The sequence below is a fragment of the Peptoclostridium litorale DSM 5388 genome (assembly GCF_900141635.1).
GTDB lineage: Bacteria > Bacillota > Clostridia > Peptostreptococcales > Peptostreptococcaceae > Peptoclostridium > Peptoclostridium litorale.
Genome location: NZ_FSRH01000011.1, coordinates 114,469 through 130,412, shown reverse-complemented (window position 1 = coordinate 130,412; position 15,944 = coordinate 114,469). Strand labels below are relative to the sequence as shown.

Below are 15,944 nucleotides of genomic sequence, written 5' to 3'. Positions count from 1 at the left end.
ACCTACATTTACATTCCAATATGGTTAGATTTCAATCCGTAGTGATCTATACTAGTAAATTCAATGGTTTGATACATATGATTTGTCGACCTCAGTTTTATTGATTGTTTTATATCTATTACCCTCTTTTTGTAAAATAATTTTTCTATGTAATGTTTGGTATTACTTATATTGTCGATGTCCTGGCTTATTCTCACCATAGCACATCGACAATTATAAAAAATTAGATGTCGCATCATCTTTTAATGCCCAAAATTCTTTATCTAGCCATCTCTTTTCTCTGCTACTAAATACAATGATTGAATCCAAATCATCTCTTGTGTGTACACTTAATTCTCTCTTTAATTGAAATATTTGAGATTTGGATAATTCGCCTTCGAAAACAGAATTTTGTATATGAATTAAATATTTTTTGCATATTTTATATACTTTAGGTAATACACGCTTGCCTTTTTCATCTAACTTTATGTCATATACTAATATAACATACATTGTATCACCACCAAATCCTAAATGCTTTATATTCTTTTTCTCCAATAAGGTGCTTAATTAATTTATAGCATTCTAGCCTTATTAAATACTCATAAGAAACCTTTCTATTTAATTCTCTATGCATAATCTTTGATTTTAATTTTTTATCAATTTCAACCATTATTGTTTGTGTCGCTTTTTTCTTTAAATGCATATAATTCAATTCTTCGGTAAAATCATTTTCAGTTATTTGATTTTTATTGAGCAGAGAAAAAATTATATGATCCCCTATAAGTGGTTTAAATATTTCAGCTAAATCCAAACAAAGTGAAAATCTTCTTTCTCCAGATTGATGTAAGTAGCTAACAGTTGGATTTAGTTGTGTCATATAAACTTGACTTAAAACTTTTGTATAAATCACTGAATTCACAAAGGATATTAACGTATTGATAACATTGTCTGGCGGTCTTTTAACCCTTTTTTCAAAGTCAAAATCCCCATTTATTATAGTTGTAAAACACTTATAGTAATCTTTCCTGATATTTCCTTCTATTCCCATTAACTCGTTAATAGACTCACAAAAATTAATTTTCCTTCTTAGATGATCAATCGTATTCATTGATAGTTCAAGATTTCTTTCTCGTTCATTATAATAACGTAAATTTCTATATATATTATCTGCTGCACCACCAACAAATTCTTTTGCAATTTCTAGTCTCTTGAATATATCTTCATTATGTGAGACCTGCTTTATTAATAATTCTCCCGACACTAATTTTTCTCGTGGGTAAAAGCTACCTACATAAAAATCATAATAATTAAAAAAATGCACAGTAATGCCATACTTGGCTAAAAAGCTAATCAGCTTTGTATTAAAGTCCATTTCAGTCATTATATACAAATCTGAAATAGTTTCTATAGGCAATACTTTTTTATCGCCTTCAAGATTTTTATAAATCAAAGTGTTATCTTTTCTTGATATTCGTCCTTCATTAAAAAAATAAAATGTTTGTTTCATTTTATATCTCCAATCAAGATTTATTTGTTTAAGTTGAAATTATTTTTTTATCTATATAAAGCATAAATCATAATATGCACATTTACCGCATATTTTCATTTTTTCAACTTGGCAGGGCACTGGACTGCTTTTTATAAAATTAATACGTGTAATCATATTTTCAATTCTTTCATAATCAGTTTTTTCAAGAAACACATCTATTTTTTTCTTTAATAACGGATAATCAATAACACCTTTATTAACTTCTACACCATTTCCTCTTAAATAGTAAATATAGTATTTCACTTGCCATATAAATGCGTTTTCAATGCTATTACTTTTTTTAATTTCATGAATTTCTCTTTTTGATTTAATAAAATCAATATTGATGGTATTATTTATTCTTATATTTTTATATTCATTTTTGTAAGAATCTGAATCTAACATCTTCCCAATTGAAACATCTTCATTTCCATGTTCCATGCTTATAGATTTTGAATAATACCATAATTTTTTTATACAAACATTATAATAATAAATATCCATCCCAGTTATATCTTTTTCCACATGATCACCTTATTCATAAATTGATTAAAGAAAATTATTTACGACTGTTTCTTCACATAGAAGCCTTTTAAAACCAATGTTTTCATCATACTCACATTGGATTATATAAATTTCAGTAAATTTATTTATTTTAAATGTTTTTTTAATCACTCCATATTGTTTTGATTTTTTAGAGAAAAGTATATTCATATCCATTGGCATGGTATAATTTCTCATATCATCTATCAGATCTTTTCTTTCTATCCACTTGATCGACTTCTCCTCATACTTCTCATAAATGCTTTCTATCTCTTCTTTATAGCGCTCATATACAGGATATGGAATCACATCACATGATTGTATATCTCTAAATTCCCGTACCGTTTCACTAAAATCCTTACTTCCGGGAAACAAATCTTCGACCTTTTCATAGTAATACTTAAAATCATGATAATACTGACTATCTTTTAGATTTTCATAAGAAAAAGTATGATCTATAACTGTATTTTTTTCTCTTTCAGTTAGAATTCCCGAGATATTTTCTATAGCCGATTTTGATAATGTATGTATATCTTCATAAATAAAACCTCGACTAGAGTTAGGTTTTCTGATTATTTGCGAATTAATCTTTGTAAAAACAAAACAATTAGGAAGACTGCTACTTTTTAATCCTTGTCTGTTGCATCGACCTAATCTTTGAAACAGGCCATTTAGCTCTGATAATTCAGTAAACAGATAATCAAAATCAATATCAAGGCTCGCTTCAACAATTTGTGTAGAAATCCAAATGCCATTATCCATATGGATTGTACCTTCTTTTTGAAGTGTTCTACCAAATTCAATTATTTCTTTTTCTTTCAATGCCCTATCCATTTTAGTGAATTTGCTATGCAAAAGATTAATATTCTCAGTTATTTCTAATTTCGATAATTCTTCATACATTTTTTGGGCTTTTCTCACAGTATTACAAACCACTAGTACCTTTGAAGATTTCGATACATTGATTAATTCACTAATTTTGTCGCTTATATACTTGGCACTTATTTCATCCTTAATGACCTGGATATTGTGTCTCTTAATATCATTAAAAAACACGCCTTCTTCAAATCTGATCTTTGTTTTTTCCTTGATTATTTTTTTTACAAATGGCGCTAATGTTGCTGTCATGATTGCTAATTTACCGCCTATACTACTGATTCTTTTCATTCCATATATGAGATATGCGAGCAGATCTGGGCTGTACATTTGAATTTCATCGATTACTATTTTGGAATATGAGAGTGTTGCGAGTTTCAACTCATAACCTGGATACTTAAAAACAAAATTAAATATTTGGTCCAATGTCGCAATGTTTAAAGGTATTGATAACTGCTTACTATGGGCATAATAATCTTCCAGTTCCATTTCCCGTGACATTTCCTGCGCTGCTGTTTTTTGTATGCTTATGGAATCAGAATGTAGCAGCGTCAGCCTCTCAAATAATAATGCTTCATTTTTATAAAGGATCTTTTTTCGAATTCTATCATAGATTGCATTAATTGCTGCTTTTAAAGGTAGAATGAAAAATCCTTTATAATCTCCAATCCAAAGCAGTCCAGCTTCCGTTTTACCCATGCCAGTCTGTGCCGTAATCATAATATGTGAATCTGCTTTGGATATACAAAATCTTTGCAATTCCTTCCAATCAGCATTTTCGCGTTCTTTTTTCCAGTCTGATAAAAGTGTATTTAACCCCTCATTCAAAAAATCATTTTTATACTCTATTTCGATGCCTGCACTTGCTGAATAATCACATTTGTGAAGTAATCCTTTAACTAGAATATTTAAATCATCTTCTCTGCTATGAAGCAATTTTAATACTGTTTTTTTTGTGACTCTATATATTTTTTCGATATCCATTTCTTGTAATTGTTTTAGTATCTGTTCTCTCACATCTTTTTTTTGTAGCTCATCATAATTTTTCACATAATTATGATGATTCAAAACGGCATTTGCAATAACTACATAATCCGATTCTTCATATTGATCCTTATTTATGAAAAATACAGACCCTAAATTATGTGCAAATTCATTTTCTTTATTGAATTTGCCCCCATTGATAACTCTATTTTGAAAATAGGGATTGATTTTTCCTAAATCATGATAATAACAAGCTTGTTCCAACAGGAATAAGGCTTTATCTGAAATGTAATTAAGTTCTTTCAACTTCTTTGCTCTATTTAGTAGATCAATATTATGTTGTTCTATTGAAATGTGAGGTTTTGCATTATAATTGTTTAAATCCAATCTAAAACCACCTTTATCATCAAAATCAAACAAAGTTAACGATGTATTTTTTATTTTCGAATTCATCAACAAATAAATTCTGCGCCGATTCATCAACCGAATATTGAGATGTATAAACCACTTTCTTTTTATCAAATATCCTTTGGTTATCTATAATTTCATAATTTTTATTTATATAGTAGGTAGTCCCCTGGGCTGTGATATCCTGTTTTTCTGAAACGCATACTGAACCATCGTCAATTAATGCCCAGTCAATATATGCAGAATAAGAACTCTCAATTTCTTCTGTGATGGATTCTTTCAATTCAATTATTTCAGCATTTGTTACCTCCACGAAATCTTCACTTCTTCCCAATGAACGTATATTATAGACTTTGTTGTAAATGATTTCCAATATATCCAAATCTTCGCATCTTATGTGGATGAGCAGTTCTATGTTTGTCAGCAATTCATAGTATTTAAGTGAGGTGGTAACCGATTTGAAATAAGAATAGGGTATCTCATATTCCATTTTGACCCTATTCTTATGATTGTTTTCGAGTTCCTTTTTCAAACGGTCAATTTCTTTGATTTGATCCTTTAATCTTGCAAATTCGGAAGAACCTTTTTCATAAGAAGTTAACTCCTTTTTGAGTGCCTTCTTTTTATCATCCAATTCTTTCTTTTGGGGATTGATTTCATTTTTTTTAATTTCATCAAATTGACGCTTTAATCTTCTCAAATACTGATATTCATCTAATAATTTTCTGCTGTGCACATCCACTGTAATCTCTTTTTCAAAGCTATTTCCCTGACTCTTCTTTGCTTCTGCTACCTTGTCAAATGCCTTAGATAAAAATTCTGGTTTTCTTAATCTCACTAAAATAGCCCTGTCATCTTGCAGGCTATTTAAGAAACAATGATCTGTATAGGGTCTCATATGCAGTGAATTATATTCACCCTGAATACTTATATCCATCGGTTTATAAGTTTTAAAGCCGCATGCATCATGGATAGCACCAATGACTGTTGAAAATGGTGGCAATGGATATGTCATTTTATTTTCGTTTACTTCAGGTTTCTTGTAAGAAGCTTGTGCTTGGCGTAGTTTTATTCTAAGCGCTTTCATATTAGACTCCATAATAGCTCTTGACATCTTCTCTGATTGTTTCAAAGAATTTAAACATACTCTCAGTATTTAGCGCTTCTTTAACTTCTTTTACGTTCTTAATTAAATCTGTCTCCAGTATAGCTGCTGAAAAACCTGATTCTACACGATCAATCAAATCTTGTGTTAAAACAAGCTTTCCATTTTCAATTTTTACGACATTTTCAAAGACATGCGTTTTCCTATTAGATAAACCACCGACTACAAAAATAGGTTCTGCATTATCTAGACTTCCCTTAACCACTAAAGAGAGTCCCTCTATTGCGTTAATTGTCGATATTACCCTTTCAACTTTTTCTGCATTCTCAGCTTCCATTTTAAAATTTTCATCTACTCCTACTCTTTCAAGATCAATTGTAAAACTATATATTTTCAAGCCTTTATCATATTCATATTGATAAGGCATCAGTCCACATTTTTTTGCTTCATCTTGAAGATTCAGGTTTTCTTGTTCTGCAAATTTAGATGCCTGGTATAAGTTGTTTTGGAATCTTGGCTCATTTATAAATTCATAGCAAGATATGGCATCAGTAAAATAAAAAGAACTGTTTCTTTTATAAGTTACTTTTCCCGTGTTCATATAGCCACCTTCAAGCGCGCGACAATTACTATTATTTACTTCTTCTGATACATGTTTTTGGGTTGCACCGTCAACAACAACTTGAAGATCCTTATACAATAAACCCTGGTCCATTATGGCATTCTTTAAACTTTCTCTCGTTCTGATTGAATACGCCTTGCCTCGTTTAAAAGTTTTTTGAACAGAGGATATATTCCCTAACCCTTGTCCAAAGTTAGCTGTCATATTTGCAACGACTGTTAGCGTTAATGCATTTTTCTCCATTTTATACCTCCTCGCTTTCTTTACCTTCTTTACGCGGCTCTATTCCTAAAGCATTAATAAATGTATAAGCTACATTTTTATTTTCTTCAAAATTTTCGAAAAGATCAAAACTAAAGCTAAATGGAATTTGAGAATAGGCTGACATTTGAATTAATACATCACAAAACTTGTCATAATCCTTAAGTGTTATAGCACTTATCAACCTTTGTCTATAACTATCAATCTTGTTTAGTTTACTTTCTTTTTTGAATTTTTCTTTTAATTTTAGTGCCGTTCCATAAGCACTTTTCATTTTCTGATCCATCTTATCCCCTCCATATATCAATGAATTTATATGAATAAGACCTCCAGCCCTACCCGTTTTTTCTTTAAGAAGCATCTCTATTATTTTATCGATGTGCGATAAATTCAGTATGCTGTTCGTAACTTCTTTTTGGATATCAATATAGTAATCTTTCCCAATCTTTTTAGTAAACATCATACACTTGTAATTGTTAATTGCTTTGAATATTTCGATTGCAGGTTTCCTAATATATAGTGTTTTATAGTAATCGACATCTATATCTTTTGTTATGACTTCAACATCATAATCAATAAAAGTAGCCGCATTCTGCTTATAATTAAATAGCAGCTCTCTAGTACTCTTACCAACCTCTTCCCTATGTTCTGTAAATACATCTTCTAGTTTTCTGGCTGTTTCATATAAAGTTCTGAGATTATAATTGTTATTGATGAAAATGGACTCACTAGACTTCGTAAACGCAAATGGTATAAAATCAAATTCTGGTTCATCCTCGAATATGAAGGTATTATAATCATTCATATATGATACTGATTTGGTTTTTCTACCTGGGTCTACATAATAGCCTTTTAATCTGCATGTTTTCTCTTTTTCCGCAAATAGAGAATTTTCATTAGCGAATTTTCTATACATATGAATTCCATTACGATACGTTTCTCTAATTATGGCCTCCCGGTTTTCATCAATTCTCATTAAAATCTCTTTTTTATCTTCATATGTAAGCTTTGCAAATGTTTTTTCCATCATTGCATTGCCTTTAAGCTTTTTATTTATCAACTTGCTTTGTTCTTCGCTTATCTCCTCATTTTCAAATATATCCTCGATCACTTTATGATGCATATACTCTCTATAATGATGCTCTACAAATTGCAGATAACGACTATCCGTTATATCCTTCGCATTATATTCAATATAGTCCTTGTCCTTGTTGGCTTTGAATTCAATATCAAAAAAATCAAAATATTTTTTAAGCCCTACTATCATAGCACTATAACGCCAGTCGCTTGCAATCAGCTTAGTATCATAATCACCTGTCATATTAGTTTTTTTCATGTCTTAATCAATCACCTCCAGTAGTCCGAATCCTGAAGATTTTCTGCTACCGATCCCATTTTTATAGATTTCATTCAATACGATTTCATCTGCATTTATAGCAATCTTACCAATTGTACTTTCTATGTAAATTCCATTATGTTTGATGACTGTTTTTCTACAATCAATAGGCACTATTTGCATGTCACCAGCAGATAGATCTATTTGATTTTTAAGTTGATTTTTTATTATTTCTTTGAGTCTTTTAATGAACTCTGCACTTTCAATCGAATGATAATAGTCTTTATTCCTTTCTCTAACATGCTCTCTAACGCATATCGGACTACATATTTTAAAGATCCTTGACGTTGAGTCTATAGTTTTCTCTTTTTTTATAACAGCATTTACAAATTGCATTTCATTTCCGCCACTCAGTTTAAATGGAATATACTTTCTGTTTAAAGCGCTATTGAATAATGCTAAGCCCATTTTTTTATCTGATGTTGATATTAATACTTTGAAGTCGTTTTGTACTAATTCAATAGTATCTTTATTAAATTTTGGCTTATTAAAAAACACTCCAAACGTGAAATTTTTTATGTCCTTATGGCCATAAAACAAATCAAAATATTTACCTCCTTCATGATCAGTTAGCGCTGATTTAAAGAAGCTCATAATAATTTTTCTATATTCCAAGTCAATATGGTTTTCTTTTAATTTGAATGTTAACTCATATCTCATAAATGTCCTCCCTTCCACTTCACTTGTTATTTACACTATAATAGTGCAAAATCATTTCAAAAAATTCGATTTTATTTAAACCTATTAAAATTTTTGAGATAGACAATACATAAAATATATCCAAAAGCTCTTTTTATTTTAAAAACTGGCGTTCTAATTAACAGTATACACCTTCGATAATACAAAATAAAGAATAACGGGAATTTATTTACAGTTTAGTTCTTTTATGACTAATATTTTATAAATCTTAAAATCATAGTTACATTCTCTGTTCATTTTCTAAATTTTATCCTTATCATTGTCTACACATAAAAGAATCCAGCTGGAATGGTTAGGCCGATTTTATGGAGTTTTGCAAGGTTTCTCATCGAAATGCAAAGCTGAATTCGCTGGAATTTTGGACTGTCTGAGCAAAGCGAGTTTTCAAAATTCCCGAATTCAGCGCGCATAAGATGTTAGAAATCTCAAAACGTAAGATTATCGGCTGTTTATTCCGCTGGATTCTATATTGACACTATTTAATTTTCTTTCGTCTTTATCTAACCTTCCCCTTAAACGCCTTAACAAGCTCCTTAGTGACCTCAACCGCATCCCCGACTATTGCATAATCTGCAATCTCGAATATTGGAGCCTCCTTGTCGCTGTTCACAGCAACAATTATGTCAGCAGAAGACATTCCCGCTGTGTGCTGTATTGCCCCCGATATTCCTATTGCAAAATAAACCTTCGGAGCCACTGTCTTTCCTGTCTGGCCAACCTGTGCGCTGTAGTCTATCCAGCCCGAGTCGACAAGAGGCCTTGAAGCCGCAACCACTCCGCCCACAGCATCTGCAAGCTCCTTAACATGCCTGATGTTGTCCGCCTTTCCTATTCCCCTTCCGGCAGCCACTATTATTCCAGCGTCCGCAATATTTGCTCCCTGAGCCTTTTTAATCGCCTCGATAATCTTTACCTTTGGCTCTCCCTTAATGTGAACATCCGGCTCTATGAGCTTTCCCTTCATTGCAAAATCAGGAGTTGGAATCTTAAGCACTTTCGGCCTCACCGTAGCCATTTGAGGCCTGTGGTTTGGACACACTATTGAAGCCATAATGTTTCCGCCAAATGCAGGCCTCGTCTGGACTAAAAGCCCGCTCTCATTGTCTATCTCAAGCTGTGTGCAGTCCGCTGTAAGCCCGGTGCAAAGCCTTGAAGCTATCCTTGGAGCAAGAGACCTTCCGTATGCAGTCGCGCCCATCAGAAGTATCTCTGGCTTTTCCTTTTCTATTATCTGAACCGCGGCGTCGCAGTACATCTCGTCGCTAAAGTCCGCAAACTCAGGCCTGTCAACCACGTAGGCCTCGTCCGCCCCGTATGCGAAAAGCTCTTCAGTGCACTCCTCCATGTCGTGTCCAAGCGCTATGACTGAAACCTTGCTGCCAAGCTCGCCTGCAAGCTCCTTTGCGGCGCCTATGAGCTCGAAAGTTACCCCTGCAAAATCCCTGCCCCTCTTTTCTGCAAATACCCATACTCCCCTGTATCCCGAAAGGTCCTTTTTGACCGCAGCCCTTTCTATCTCTATCGCATCCACAGGGCAGGCGCTCACGCACGCCCCGCAAAGAGTACACTTGTCAATGTCTGCAACTGCCTTTCCGCCTTCCATGTTCATTGCCCCGAAAGGACATGCCCCCTCGCAGGCTCCGCATCCAACGCATCTGTTAAAGTCTATTTTTATTCCCAAGAGAATTCGACCCCCTCTCTCTTCATCATCCCTGCATCTAATAGATCGTCCACAAGCCTTTTAATGTCGGCCTCGCAGCTTCCGTCGAGCACAACAGTCTCCTTGTCGCTTTGAGGGACGAATGTCCTTACAACCTGTGTAGGCGATCCGTCAAGCCCCGTCATAGTCCCGTCCGCATTTACGTCGTCGTGAGTCCATATCGGTATTTCCCTTTTCAGTGCCTCCCTGAGCCCGTATACCGAAGGGAGCCTTGGTATGTTTATCCCCTTTTCCACTGTCATAACAGCCGGAAGAGTGATGTCTATGACCTCGTGGCCTTCGTCTGTAGCCCTTTTGACCCTCATAACGCCTTCAGATATATCAATTACCTCGTCCACATAGGTTATGTGCGGAATGCCGAGCTTTTCGGCAAGGCTCGGTCCGACCTGCGCGGTGTCCCCGTCTGTTGCCTGCTTTCCGCATATTATGAGGTCGAAATCGCCTATTCTTCTTACGCCAAGAGAAAGCGTGTATGCTGTTGCAAGCGAGTCCGCGCCAGCGAATTTCCTGTCGCTAAGAAGCGCCGCATCGTCCGCCCCTATGGCCATTGCCTCTCTTAGCATCTCTGTAACCGAAGGTATTCCCATGCTAAGGGCAGTTACTCTTCCTTCTCCCGCCTTTTCCCTTATCCTTATCCCCTCTTCAAGCGCGTACATGTCGTATGGGTTTATTATCGACTCTACGCCTTCCCTTATTATAGTGTTTGTCTTCTCGTTCATCCTGACTTCGTTAGTAGCCGGAACCTGTTTTACACAAACTATTATGTTCACACAATCACCAGCCTTTCATTTTTTTAGTCTTAATTTTAGTCTTAATTAACGTTCTGATTTTTCTCTATGTGAATAGGTTTCCCCTGCACAATATGCCCTTTGGATCGAGAGCACTTTTTATGTTTTTCATGCTCTCTATTCCCTCTTTGCCGTACATCTTCTCCAGAAGCGCGATCTTTAGCTTTCCTATGCCGTGCTCGGCAGACACCGTTCCTCCTACTTCGCATACCCTTTCGGCCCAGCTTTCGTAGAGCTTCTTGCCCTTTGCGTAGTCATCCGGGTCTCTAGGTATTATGTTCACGTGGAGGTGGTTGTCCCCTATGTGGCCGAATATCGCAGACTCTAGCCCTTCCCTCTTTAGATCACTGTTGTACATGTCCATGACGTCGAAAAGGCGGCCCTTTGGAACGGCCATGTCGGTTCCAAGCTTTGTAAGCTGGGGATATTCCTTTCTACGCTCGTCTATCATCATGTTTACTATCTCGGGAACCGCATGCCTGAATGCGTGAAGCCCTTCCATTGATATGTTGTTCATTGCAAGCCATGTGTTCTTCTCGTTTGCCCCGCATTTTTCCATTGTGTTTCCGTATTCAAACGCCGCTTCCATGCACTCCTTCTCGCACTTTCCGTGGTACTCGGTGTATACCGCACACACTGCCTCCTTTGGAAAGTCCGGAATCTGAGAAAAGCTTCCTCCCTTTTCCTTTTGTATGCCTATAAGGTCCAGCGCCTGTTCGTTGAAATACTCTATCGAAGCCGGAACGTGTGCACTCTCCTTGAGCTCCTCTACGTATTCGAGGGCCCTTTTTTCATCGGTGAAAAATGCAGTAAGCGCGTATATCTTATCCGGATGGTCCAAAAGAACAAGCTCGGCCTGAGTGACTATCCCAAGTGAGCCCTCGCAGCCTATGAAAAGGTCAAGTACGTCCATTTTGTCCTTGAAATAGTATCCAGAAGCGTTTTTGACATTTGGCATGCCGTATCTCATTATGTCAGCCTTAACCGTCTTGCCCGATTCGGTCTTAAGCTTGAGCTCTCCTCCCGCTATTACGTCCTTTCCCCTTTCAAGCGACACCACTTCTCCGTTTGCAAGCACAGCACTTATCCTTTGAATGTGGTTTCTTGTGGAGCCGTATTTAAAAGATCTTGCCCCGGAAGCGTTGCATGCTATCAATCCCCCTATTGAAGCCGTTGCCTCAGTAGGGTCCGGTGTAAAAAACTTCTCGCCCGACTCCCTTAAAGTTTCAAGGGCATCTTTTGAAGTCTCGTCCCACAGCGATGTGTCGAAACTCTTTTTGGAAAGCGTCTCCCTTAGCTCCGAAAGTAGCATACCCGGCTGAACGCTGATGTAAAACCTCCCGTTTTCACTATCATATCTCATTCCAGTAATATTATTCATCCTTGTGAGGTTCATTATGTGTCCGCCGTCCGGAACGGCCCCCCCTGCTATTCCAGTCCTTGCACCCTGGACAGTCACGGGTATGCCCTGATTGTGCATTGCATACATTATTTCCTGAACCTGTTTTTCGTTCTTCGGGAAAGATATCGAATCGGCCCTGCCCGTTATCCTGGACTCGTCCCTTAAAAAATCTTCGTATTCAACTCCAAAATCCCTTATGAGCTCCATATCATGCACTCCTTCCTTGTATTTATTTGCATTTTATCAATTTAATGGCATTAATTCTTTGCAAAAACACCATTTCGTACTGTCCTAATATTCTTTTTACTGCTGTTGTCCATAGCAATGTATGTCTTCTAATCCAAAAACATTTGCTCTTCCTGCAGGCAGAGCAAATGTTTTGGAATATAAAAAACCGCCCTTGACTATGTCAAGGGCGGAGATTGTCGATTCCACGCGGTACCACCTTGTTTTGCACACAACTATAAATACTATAGCTTGTGCCTTAGTCTTTAACGCAGACATACGCCGCAGGTTTTTTAACCCCTGCAGGGCTCGGGATCGGATTCGAAGAGCTTCATGCCGATTTTCACCACCCACCGGCTCTCTGCAACTGAAAACTTCATCTACTGCTATCCTTCAACGCCTCTTTATTGTTTAAATGCTATTATAGTGCAAGTTTCACAATTTAGCAATCATTTAACATTTTTTTTATATAATATTAAGTTTGTCTGTATACAGGAATGCAATTTTCATTCCCGTATAATTCACTGCTGCTCTTCTTTTTTAAACAGTGCAAACGGGAATTCATCGGGAGGCATCGACACGTATTCTGAAGGCTTTTTAGCTTTCATATGCGTGAATCTCAGGCTGTGCGACCAAAGCGCTATCTGTGTCCATCCCCTTCTTTTGGTGAATGCCTTGTTGTACTTGGTGTCTCCCCATATTGGGAATCCCGCATGGGAAAGCTGAACCCTTATCTGGTGGTGCCTTCCGGTCTTAAGCTCAACCTTGAGAAGGCTGAGAAGCCCTTCCTTCTCGTCATCTACAGTCTGGAGCACCTCGTATTCAAGCACTGCCTCCTTGGCCCTGCCCCTTTTCTCCTTTACGACCCTCGACATGTTTGTCTCTGCGTTTTTCACAAGTATGTCCCTAAGCTCTCCCCTTTCATTTTCAGGAACTCCGCACACCACAGCCATGTAGTACTTTTTGAATGTCTTCTCCTGCATCTGCTTTGAAAGGTGGGCGTTGGCCTCTTTTGTCTTTGCAAACACCATCGCCCCTCCCACCGGGCGGTCTATCCTGTGCACAAGCCCTATATACGGGTTTTTGGCCTGGGGATGCTCACTTTTTATGTGCGTGCAAAGAAGTGTAAGCATGTCGGGGTCTCCGCTTGGATCTCCCTGCGAAGGAACCTTGGGCGGCTTCTCGGCCACTATTATGTGTTTGTCCTCGTGTATTATCTTTATGTCTTTTATGTCCATTTGATTTTCCTTTCGTGTTCGTATGTTCTATTTTGTGTTGAGTAGCGCATTAATTCACGCTGAATGCTTTTTTATTTCACATATATAGTATATAATAATCTAGGGCTCAATAGGAAGATTCTAACCCATTATTTACTACAATACTGAATTTGGGCATAAGGCGCAGTACTGCCGGCATGATATGAGGCCAAAGTACCTGACGCTTTAAAATAAATTTATACGGGAGATGCTATGAGAAATATTAAAATGTCTTTACAATTTGACGGAACAAGGTACTCTGGATGGCAGAGGCTGAAGGACAACGACAACACGATACAGGGAAAGCTTGAAGATCTTCTTTCAAAGATGACAGGCGAGAATATAAACGTTATAGGCTGCTCGAGGACTGACAAGGGCGTTCACGCCAAGTCGCTTATATGCAATTTCTTCACTAAGTCTGACATGGAGACTGGCAAGATGATGTCTTACATCAACCACTACCTGCCTGAGGACATAGCCCTCACTTATATAGACGAGGCCTCTGAAAGGTTCCATTCAAGACACAATGCAAAATCAAAGATATACAGATACACTATAGACAACGGAGCCCATCAGGACGTGTTCTCAAGAAAGTTCACAAGCTATGTCAATGGCAACATCGACACAGCTCTTATGCAAAGGGCTGCAGACTACCTTCTTGGAACTCACGACTTTGACGCGTTCACAACAATGAAGTCAAAAAAGAAGAGCTGCAAGAGGACTATGATGAACATATCGGTGTCCAAAAAAGGAAGCTTGATATACGTGACATACGAGGGTGACGGATTCCTTCACAACATGCTGAGGATAATCACAGGAACTCTTTTAAGGGTTGGAAAAAGGGAGATATCTCCTGAGGACGTGGCTAAAATACTTCAGGGAAAAGACAGGTCTGTAGCTGGCCCTATGGCTGAGTCAAGCGGCCTTTGCCTTATGCAGGTTGAATACAATTAATATGCAGTGACAATAACTTAAAATACACATAGTTAAGCACCCGAGATTTTTATCCGGGTGCTTTTTGTATGCCCTACTCCAGCACTATCCTTCCCTTTTTGTCCCTCATGTGGACGGGCCTTGCCCCGTTTGTGACAACAGTTATCTCGGCCAGTATCCCAAGTGCTATCTCATGGGGAGTACCCCCTCCCATGTCTATTCCTATTGGAGCATACACATTCGCAAGCTCCTCCTTTGAAACCCCTTTTTGAAGGAGGTTTTCATATACAGCCTGTGTCTTTGCCTTGCTGCCTATCATCCCTATATACGCGGCCCCCCTGCCTATGCCGGCCTCAAGTGCCTGCTCGTCGTATGAATGCCCCCTTGTGACTATCACTATATGGCAGGTCTCTCCTATATTGTACGCTTTCATGTTCTCGTAGATGTCTCCCGGTATCAGCTCGTCTGCACCTGGGAAAAGCTCGCGGCTGCAGTATTCCTCCCTATCGTCAAGTACAACTGTATGAAATCCCATAGCCTTTCCAAATTCATGCACCTTCTGCCCGACATGCCCCCCTCCGGCTATAATTAACTTCTTTGTTGGAATGAAAATCTTTATGAAAACCTGGGCTCTTCCGCCGCACTTCATGTGAAGGTCTCCTTCGTCATTCAGTTCAAGGCTGAGCGAGACGTTCTCGCCCGCTTTTATGCATTCCAGCGCCTTCCTGGTGACCTCGTTCTCAAGCGCCCCTCCGCCTACGGTTCCCGCGGTTTTTCCGCCTTCCATTACGGCCATCACGGAGCCTTCCTTTCTAGGAGACGACCCGCTAACGTGGGTTATTACTGCCATAGCCGCCTTTTTCCCGTTTCTTATCTCTGATGATATTATGTCTAAAACTTCGCTTTCTAGCATTTTGTCCTCCTTATACCTGCTATTCGCCCTTCAATGCTGTGTTCCCGGATTTTATTGGATAATGATATTATACCTGAAATACACATTTTGATGCCATAATCCATTATTTTATTTCAGCACATGCAATTTCGGCTTAAATTTTAAATATGCATAAATTCTCTATTTTTCAACATTTCACATTCACACTTATCTATATGTATTAATTTTTCTTATAACAATATTTTAGCTATAATTTTTTTCTATTTTACTTTGCATTTCTATTAAATTATACTTGGTATCAGAAAAGGTAATTGAAAACTTTTT

At 37.3% G+C, this 15,944-nt stretch carries 14 protein-coding genes and 1 other annotated feature; of the genes, 1 reads left to right on the top strand and 13 read right to left on the bottom strand.

The window, feature by feature from the left end:
• Positions 1-213: 213 nt before the first annotated feature.
• The 12 genes from cas2 to BUQ87_RS11000 form a co-directional block, all read right to left on the bottom strand.
• A complete protein-coding gene (gene cas2 / locus BUQ87_RS11055; RefSeq protein WP_038264187.1) occupies positions 214-492 on the bottom strand; it encodes a CRISPR-associated endonuclease Cas2 in 279 nt (92 codons plus the stop codon).
• Positions 493-496: 4 nt separating this feature from the next.
• Entirely contained in the window at positions 497-1,489 is a 993-nt protein-coding gene (gene cas1b / locus BUQ87_RS11050; protein ID WP_038264190.1) for a type I-B CRISPR-associated endonuclease Cas1b, read from the bottom strand.
• A gap of 51 nt (positions 1,490-1,540) precedes the next feature.
• Entirely contained in the window at positions 1,541-2,035 is a 495-nt protein-coding gene (locus BUQ87_RS11045; protein ID WP_038264193.1) for a CRISPR-associated protein Cas4, read from the bottom strand.
• Between the two features lie 24 nt (positions 2,036-2,059).
• A complete protein-coding gene (locus BUQ87_RS11040) occupies positions 2,060-4,300 on the bottom strand; it encodes a CRISPR-associated helicase/endonuclease Cas3 (protein ID WP_038264195.1) in 2,241 nt (746 codons plus the stop codon).
• A 25-nt stretch (positions 4,301-4,325) separates the two neighbouring features.
• A complete protein-coding gene (gene cas5, locus BUQ87_RS11035; RefSeq protein WP_038264197.1) occupies positions 4,326-5,408 on the bottom strand; it encodes a CRISPR-associated protein Cas5 in 1,083 nt (360 codons plus the stop codon).
• Position 5,409: 1 nt separating this feature from the next.
• On the bottom strand, positions 5,410-6,291 hold the full coding sequence (cas7i, locus tag BUQ87_RS11030) for a type I-B CRISPR-associated protein Cas7/Cst2/DevR (protein WP_038264200.1): 882 nt from the start codon (positions 6,289-6,291) through the stop codon (positions 5,410-5,412).
• A 1-nt stretch (position 6,292) separates the two neighbouring features.
• Positions 6,293-7,645 carry a type I CRISPR-associated protein Cas8a1/Csx8 gene (cas8a1, locus tag BUQ87_RS11025; protein ID WP_038264203.1) on the bottom strand — a complete coding sequence of 451 codons (1,353 nt, stop codon included), beginning with the start codon at positions 7,643-7,645 and terminating at the stop codon, positions 6,293-6,295.
• A 3-nt stretch (positions 7,646-7,648) separates the two neighbouring features.
• The gene (gene cas6 / locus BUQ87_RS11020; protein ID WP_038264205.1) at positions 7,649-8,365 is read right to left on the bottom strand and encodes a CRISPR-associated endoribonuclease Cas6; all 717 of its coding nucleotides are present in this window, start codon (positions 8,363-8,365) and stop codon (positions 7,649-7,651) included.
• 535 nt (positions 8,366-8,900) lie between these two features.
• Positions 8,901-10,085 carry an electron transfer flavoprotein subunit alpha gene (locus BUQ87_RS11015; RefSeq protein WP_038264207.1) on the bottom strand — a complete coding sequence of 395 codons (1,185 nt, stop codon included), beginning with the start codon at positions 10,083-10,085 and terminating at the stop codon, positions 8,901-8,903.
• Positions 10,076-10,894, bottom strand: coding sequence for an electron transfer flavoprotein subunit beta/FixA family protein (locus BUQ87_RS11010; protein WP_038264210.1), 819 nt, complete (start codon positions 10,892-10,894; stop codon positions 10,076-10,078). The genes BUQ87_RS11015 and BUQ87_RS11010 overlap by 10 nt, the downstream gene beginning before the upstream one ends.
• Before the next feature lie 64 nt (positions 10,895-10,958).
• Complete coding sequence (locus BUQ87_RS11005; protein ID WP_038264212.1) at positions 10,959-12,521, bottom strand: FAD-binding oxidoreductase; 1,563 nt, start codon at positions 12,519-12,521, stop codon at positions 10,959-10,961.
• A 201-nt stretch (positions 12,522-12,722) separates the two neighbouring features.
• Positions 12,723-12,945 (bottom strand) — a binding site (T-box leader).
• 115 nt (positions 12,946-13,060) lie between these two features.
• Positions 13,061-13,777, bottom strand: a complete 717-nt coding sequence (locus BUQ87_RS11000) for an RluA family pseudouridine synthase (RefSeq protein WP_038264214.1) — start codon at positions 13,775-13,777, stop codon at positions 13,061-13,063.
• A gap of 246 nt (positions 13,778-14,023) precedes the next feature.
• Here BUQ87_RS11000 and truA point away from each other — a divergent pair, with 246 nt between their 5' ends.
• Positions 14,024-14,749, top strand: a complete 726-nt coding sequence (gene truA / locus BUQ87_RS10995; RefSeq protein WP_242943837.1) for a tRNA pseudouridine(38-40) synthase TruA — start codon at positions 14,024-14,026, stop codon at positions 14,747-14,749.
• Positions 14,750-14,822: 73 nt separating this feature from the next.
• Here truA and BUQ87_RS10990 read toward each other — a convergent pair whose 3' ends face one another.
• Positions 14,823-15,641 (bottom strand): XdhC family protein, encoded by an 819-nt coding sequence (locus BUQ87_RS10990; RefSeq protein WP_038264220.1) that lies wholly within the window; start codon positions 15,639-15,641, stop codon positions 14,823-14,825.
• Between the last annotated feature and the right edge of the window lie 303 nt (positions 15,642-15,944).

Coding starts and splice junctions, on each gene's coding strand:
- cas8a1 (WP_038264203.1), bottom strand. CDS start 7,645: ATGAAAAAAACTAATATGACAGGTGATTATGATACTAAGCTGATTGCA.
- truA (WP_242943837.1), top strand. CDS start 14,024: ATGTCTTTACAATTTGACGGAACAAGGTACTCTGGATGGCAGAGGCTG.
- cas5 (WP_038264197.1), bottom strand. CDS start 5,408: ATGAAAGCGCTTAGAATAAAACTACGCCAAGCACAAGCTTCTTACAAG.
- BUQ87_RS10990 (WP_038264220.1), bottom strand. CDS start 15,641: ATGCTAGAAAGCGAAGTTTTAGACATAATATCATCAGAGATAAGAAAC.
- BUQ87_RS11000 (WP_038264214.1), bottom strand. CDS start 13,777: ATGGACATAAAAGACATAAAGATAATACACGAGGACAAACACATAATA.
- cas1b (WP_038264190.1), bottom strand. CDS start 1,489: ATGAAACAAACATTTTATTTTTTTAATGAAGGACGAATATCAAGAAAA.
- BUQ87_RS11005 (WP_038264212.1), bottom strand. CDS start 12,521: ATGGAGCTCATAAGGGATTTTGGAGTTGAATACGAAGATTTTTTAAGG.
- cas7i (WP_038264200.1), bottom strand. CDS start 6,291: ATGGAGAAAAATGCATTAACGCTAACAGTCGTTGCAAATATGACAGCT.
- cas6 (WP_038264205.1), bottom strand. CDS start 8,365: ATGAGATATGAGTTAACATTCAAATTAAAAGAAAACCATATTGACTTG.
- cas2 (WP_038264187.1), bottom strand. CDS start 492: ATGTATGTTATATTAGTATATGACATAAAGTTAGATGAAAAAGGCAAG.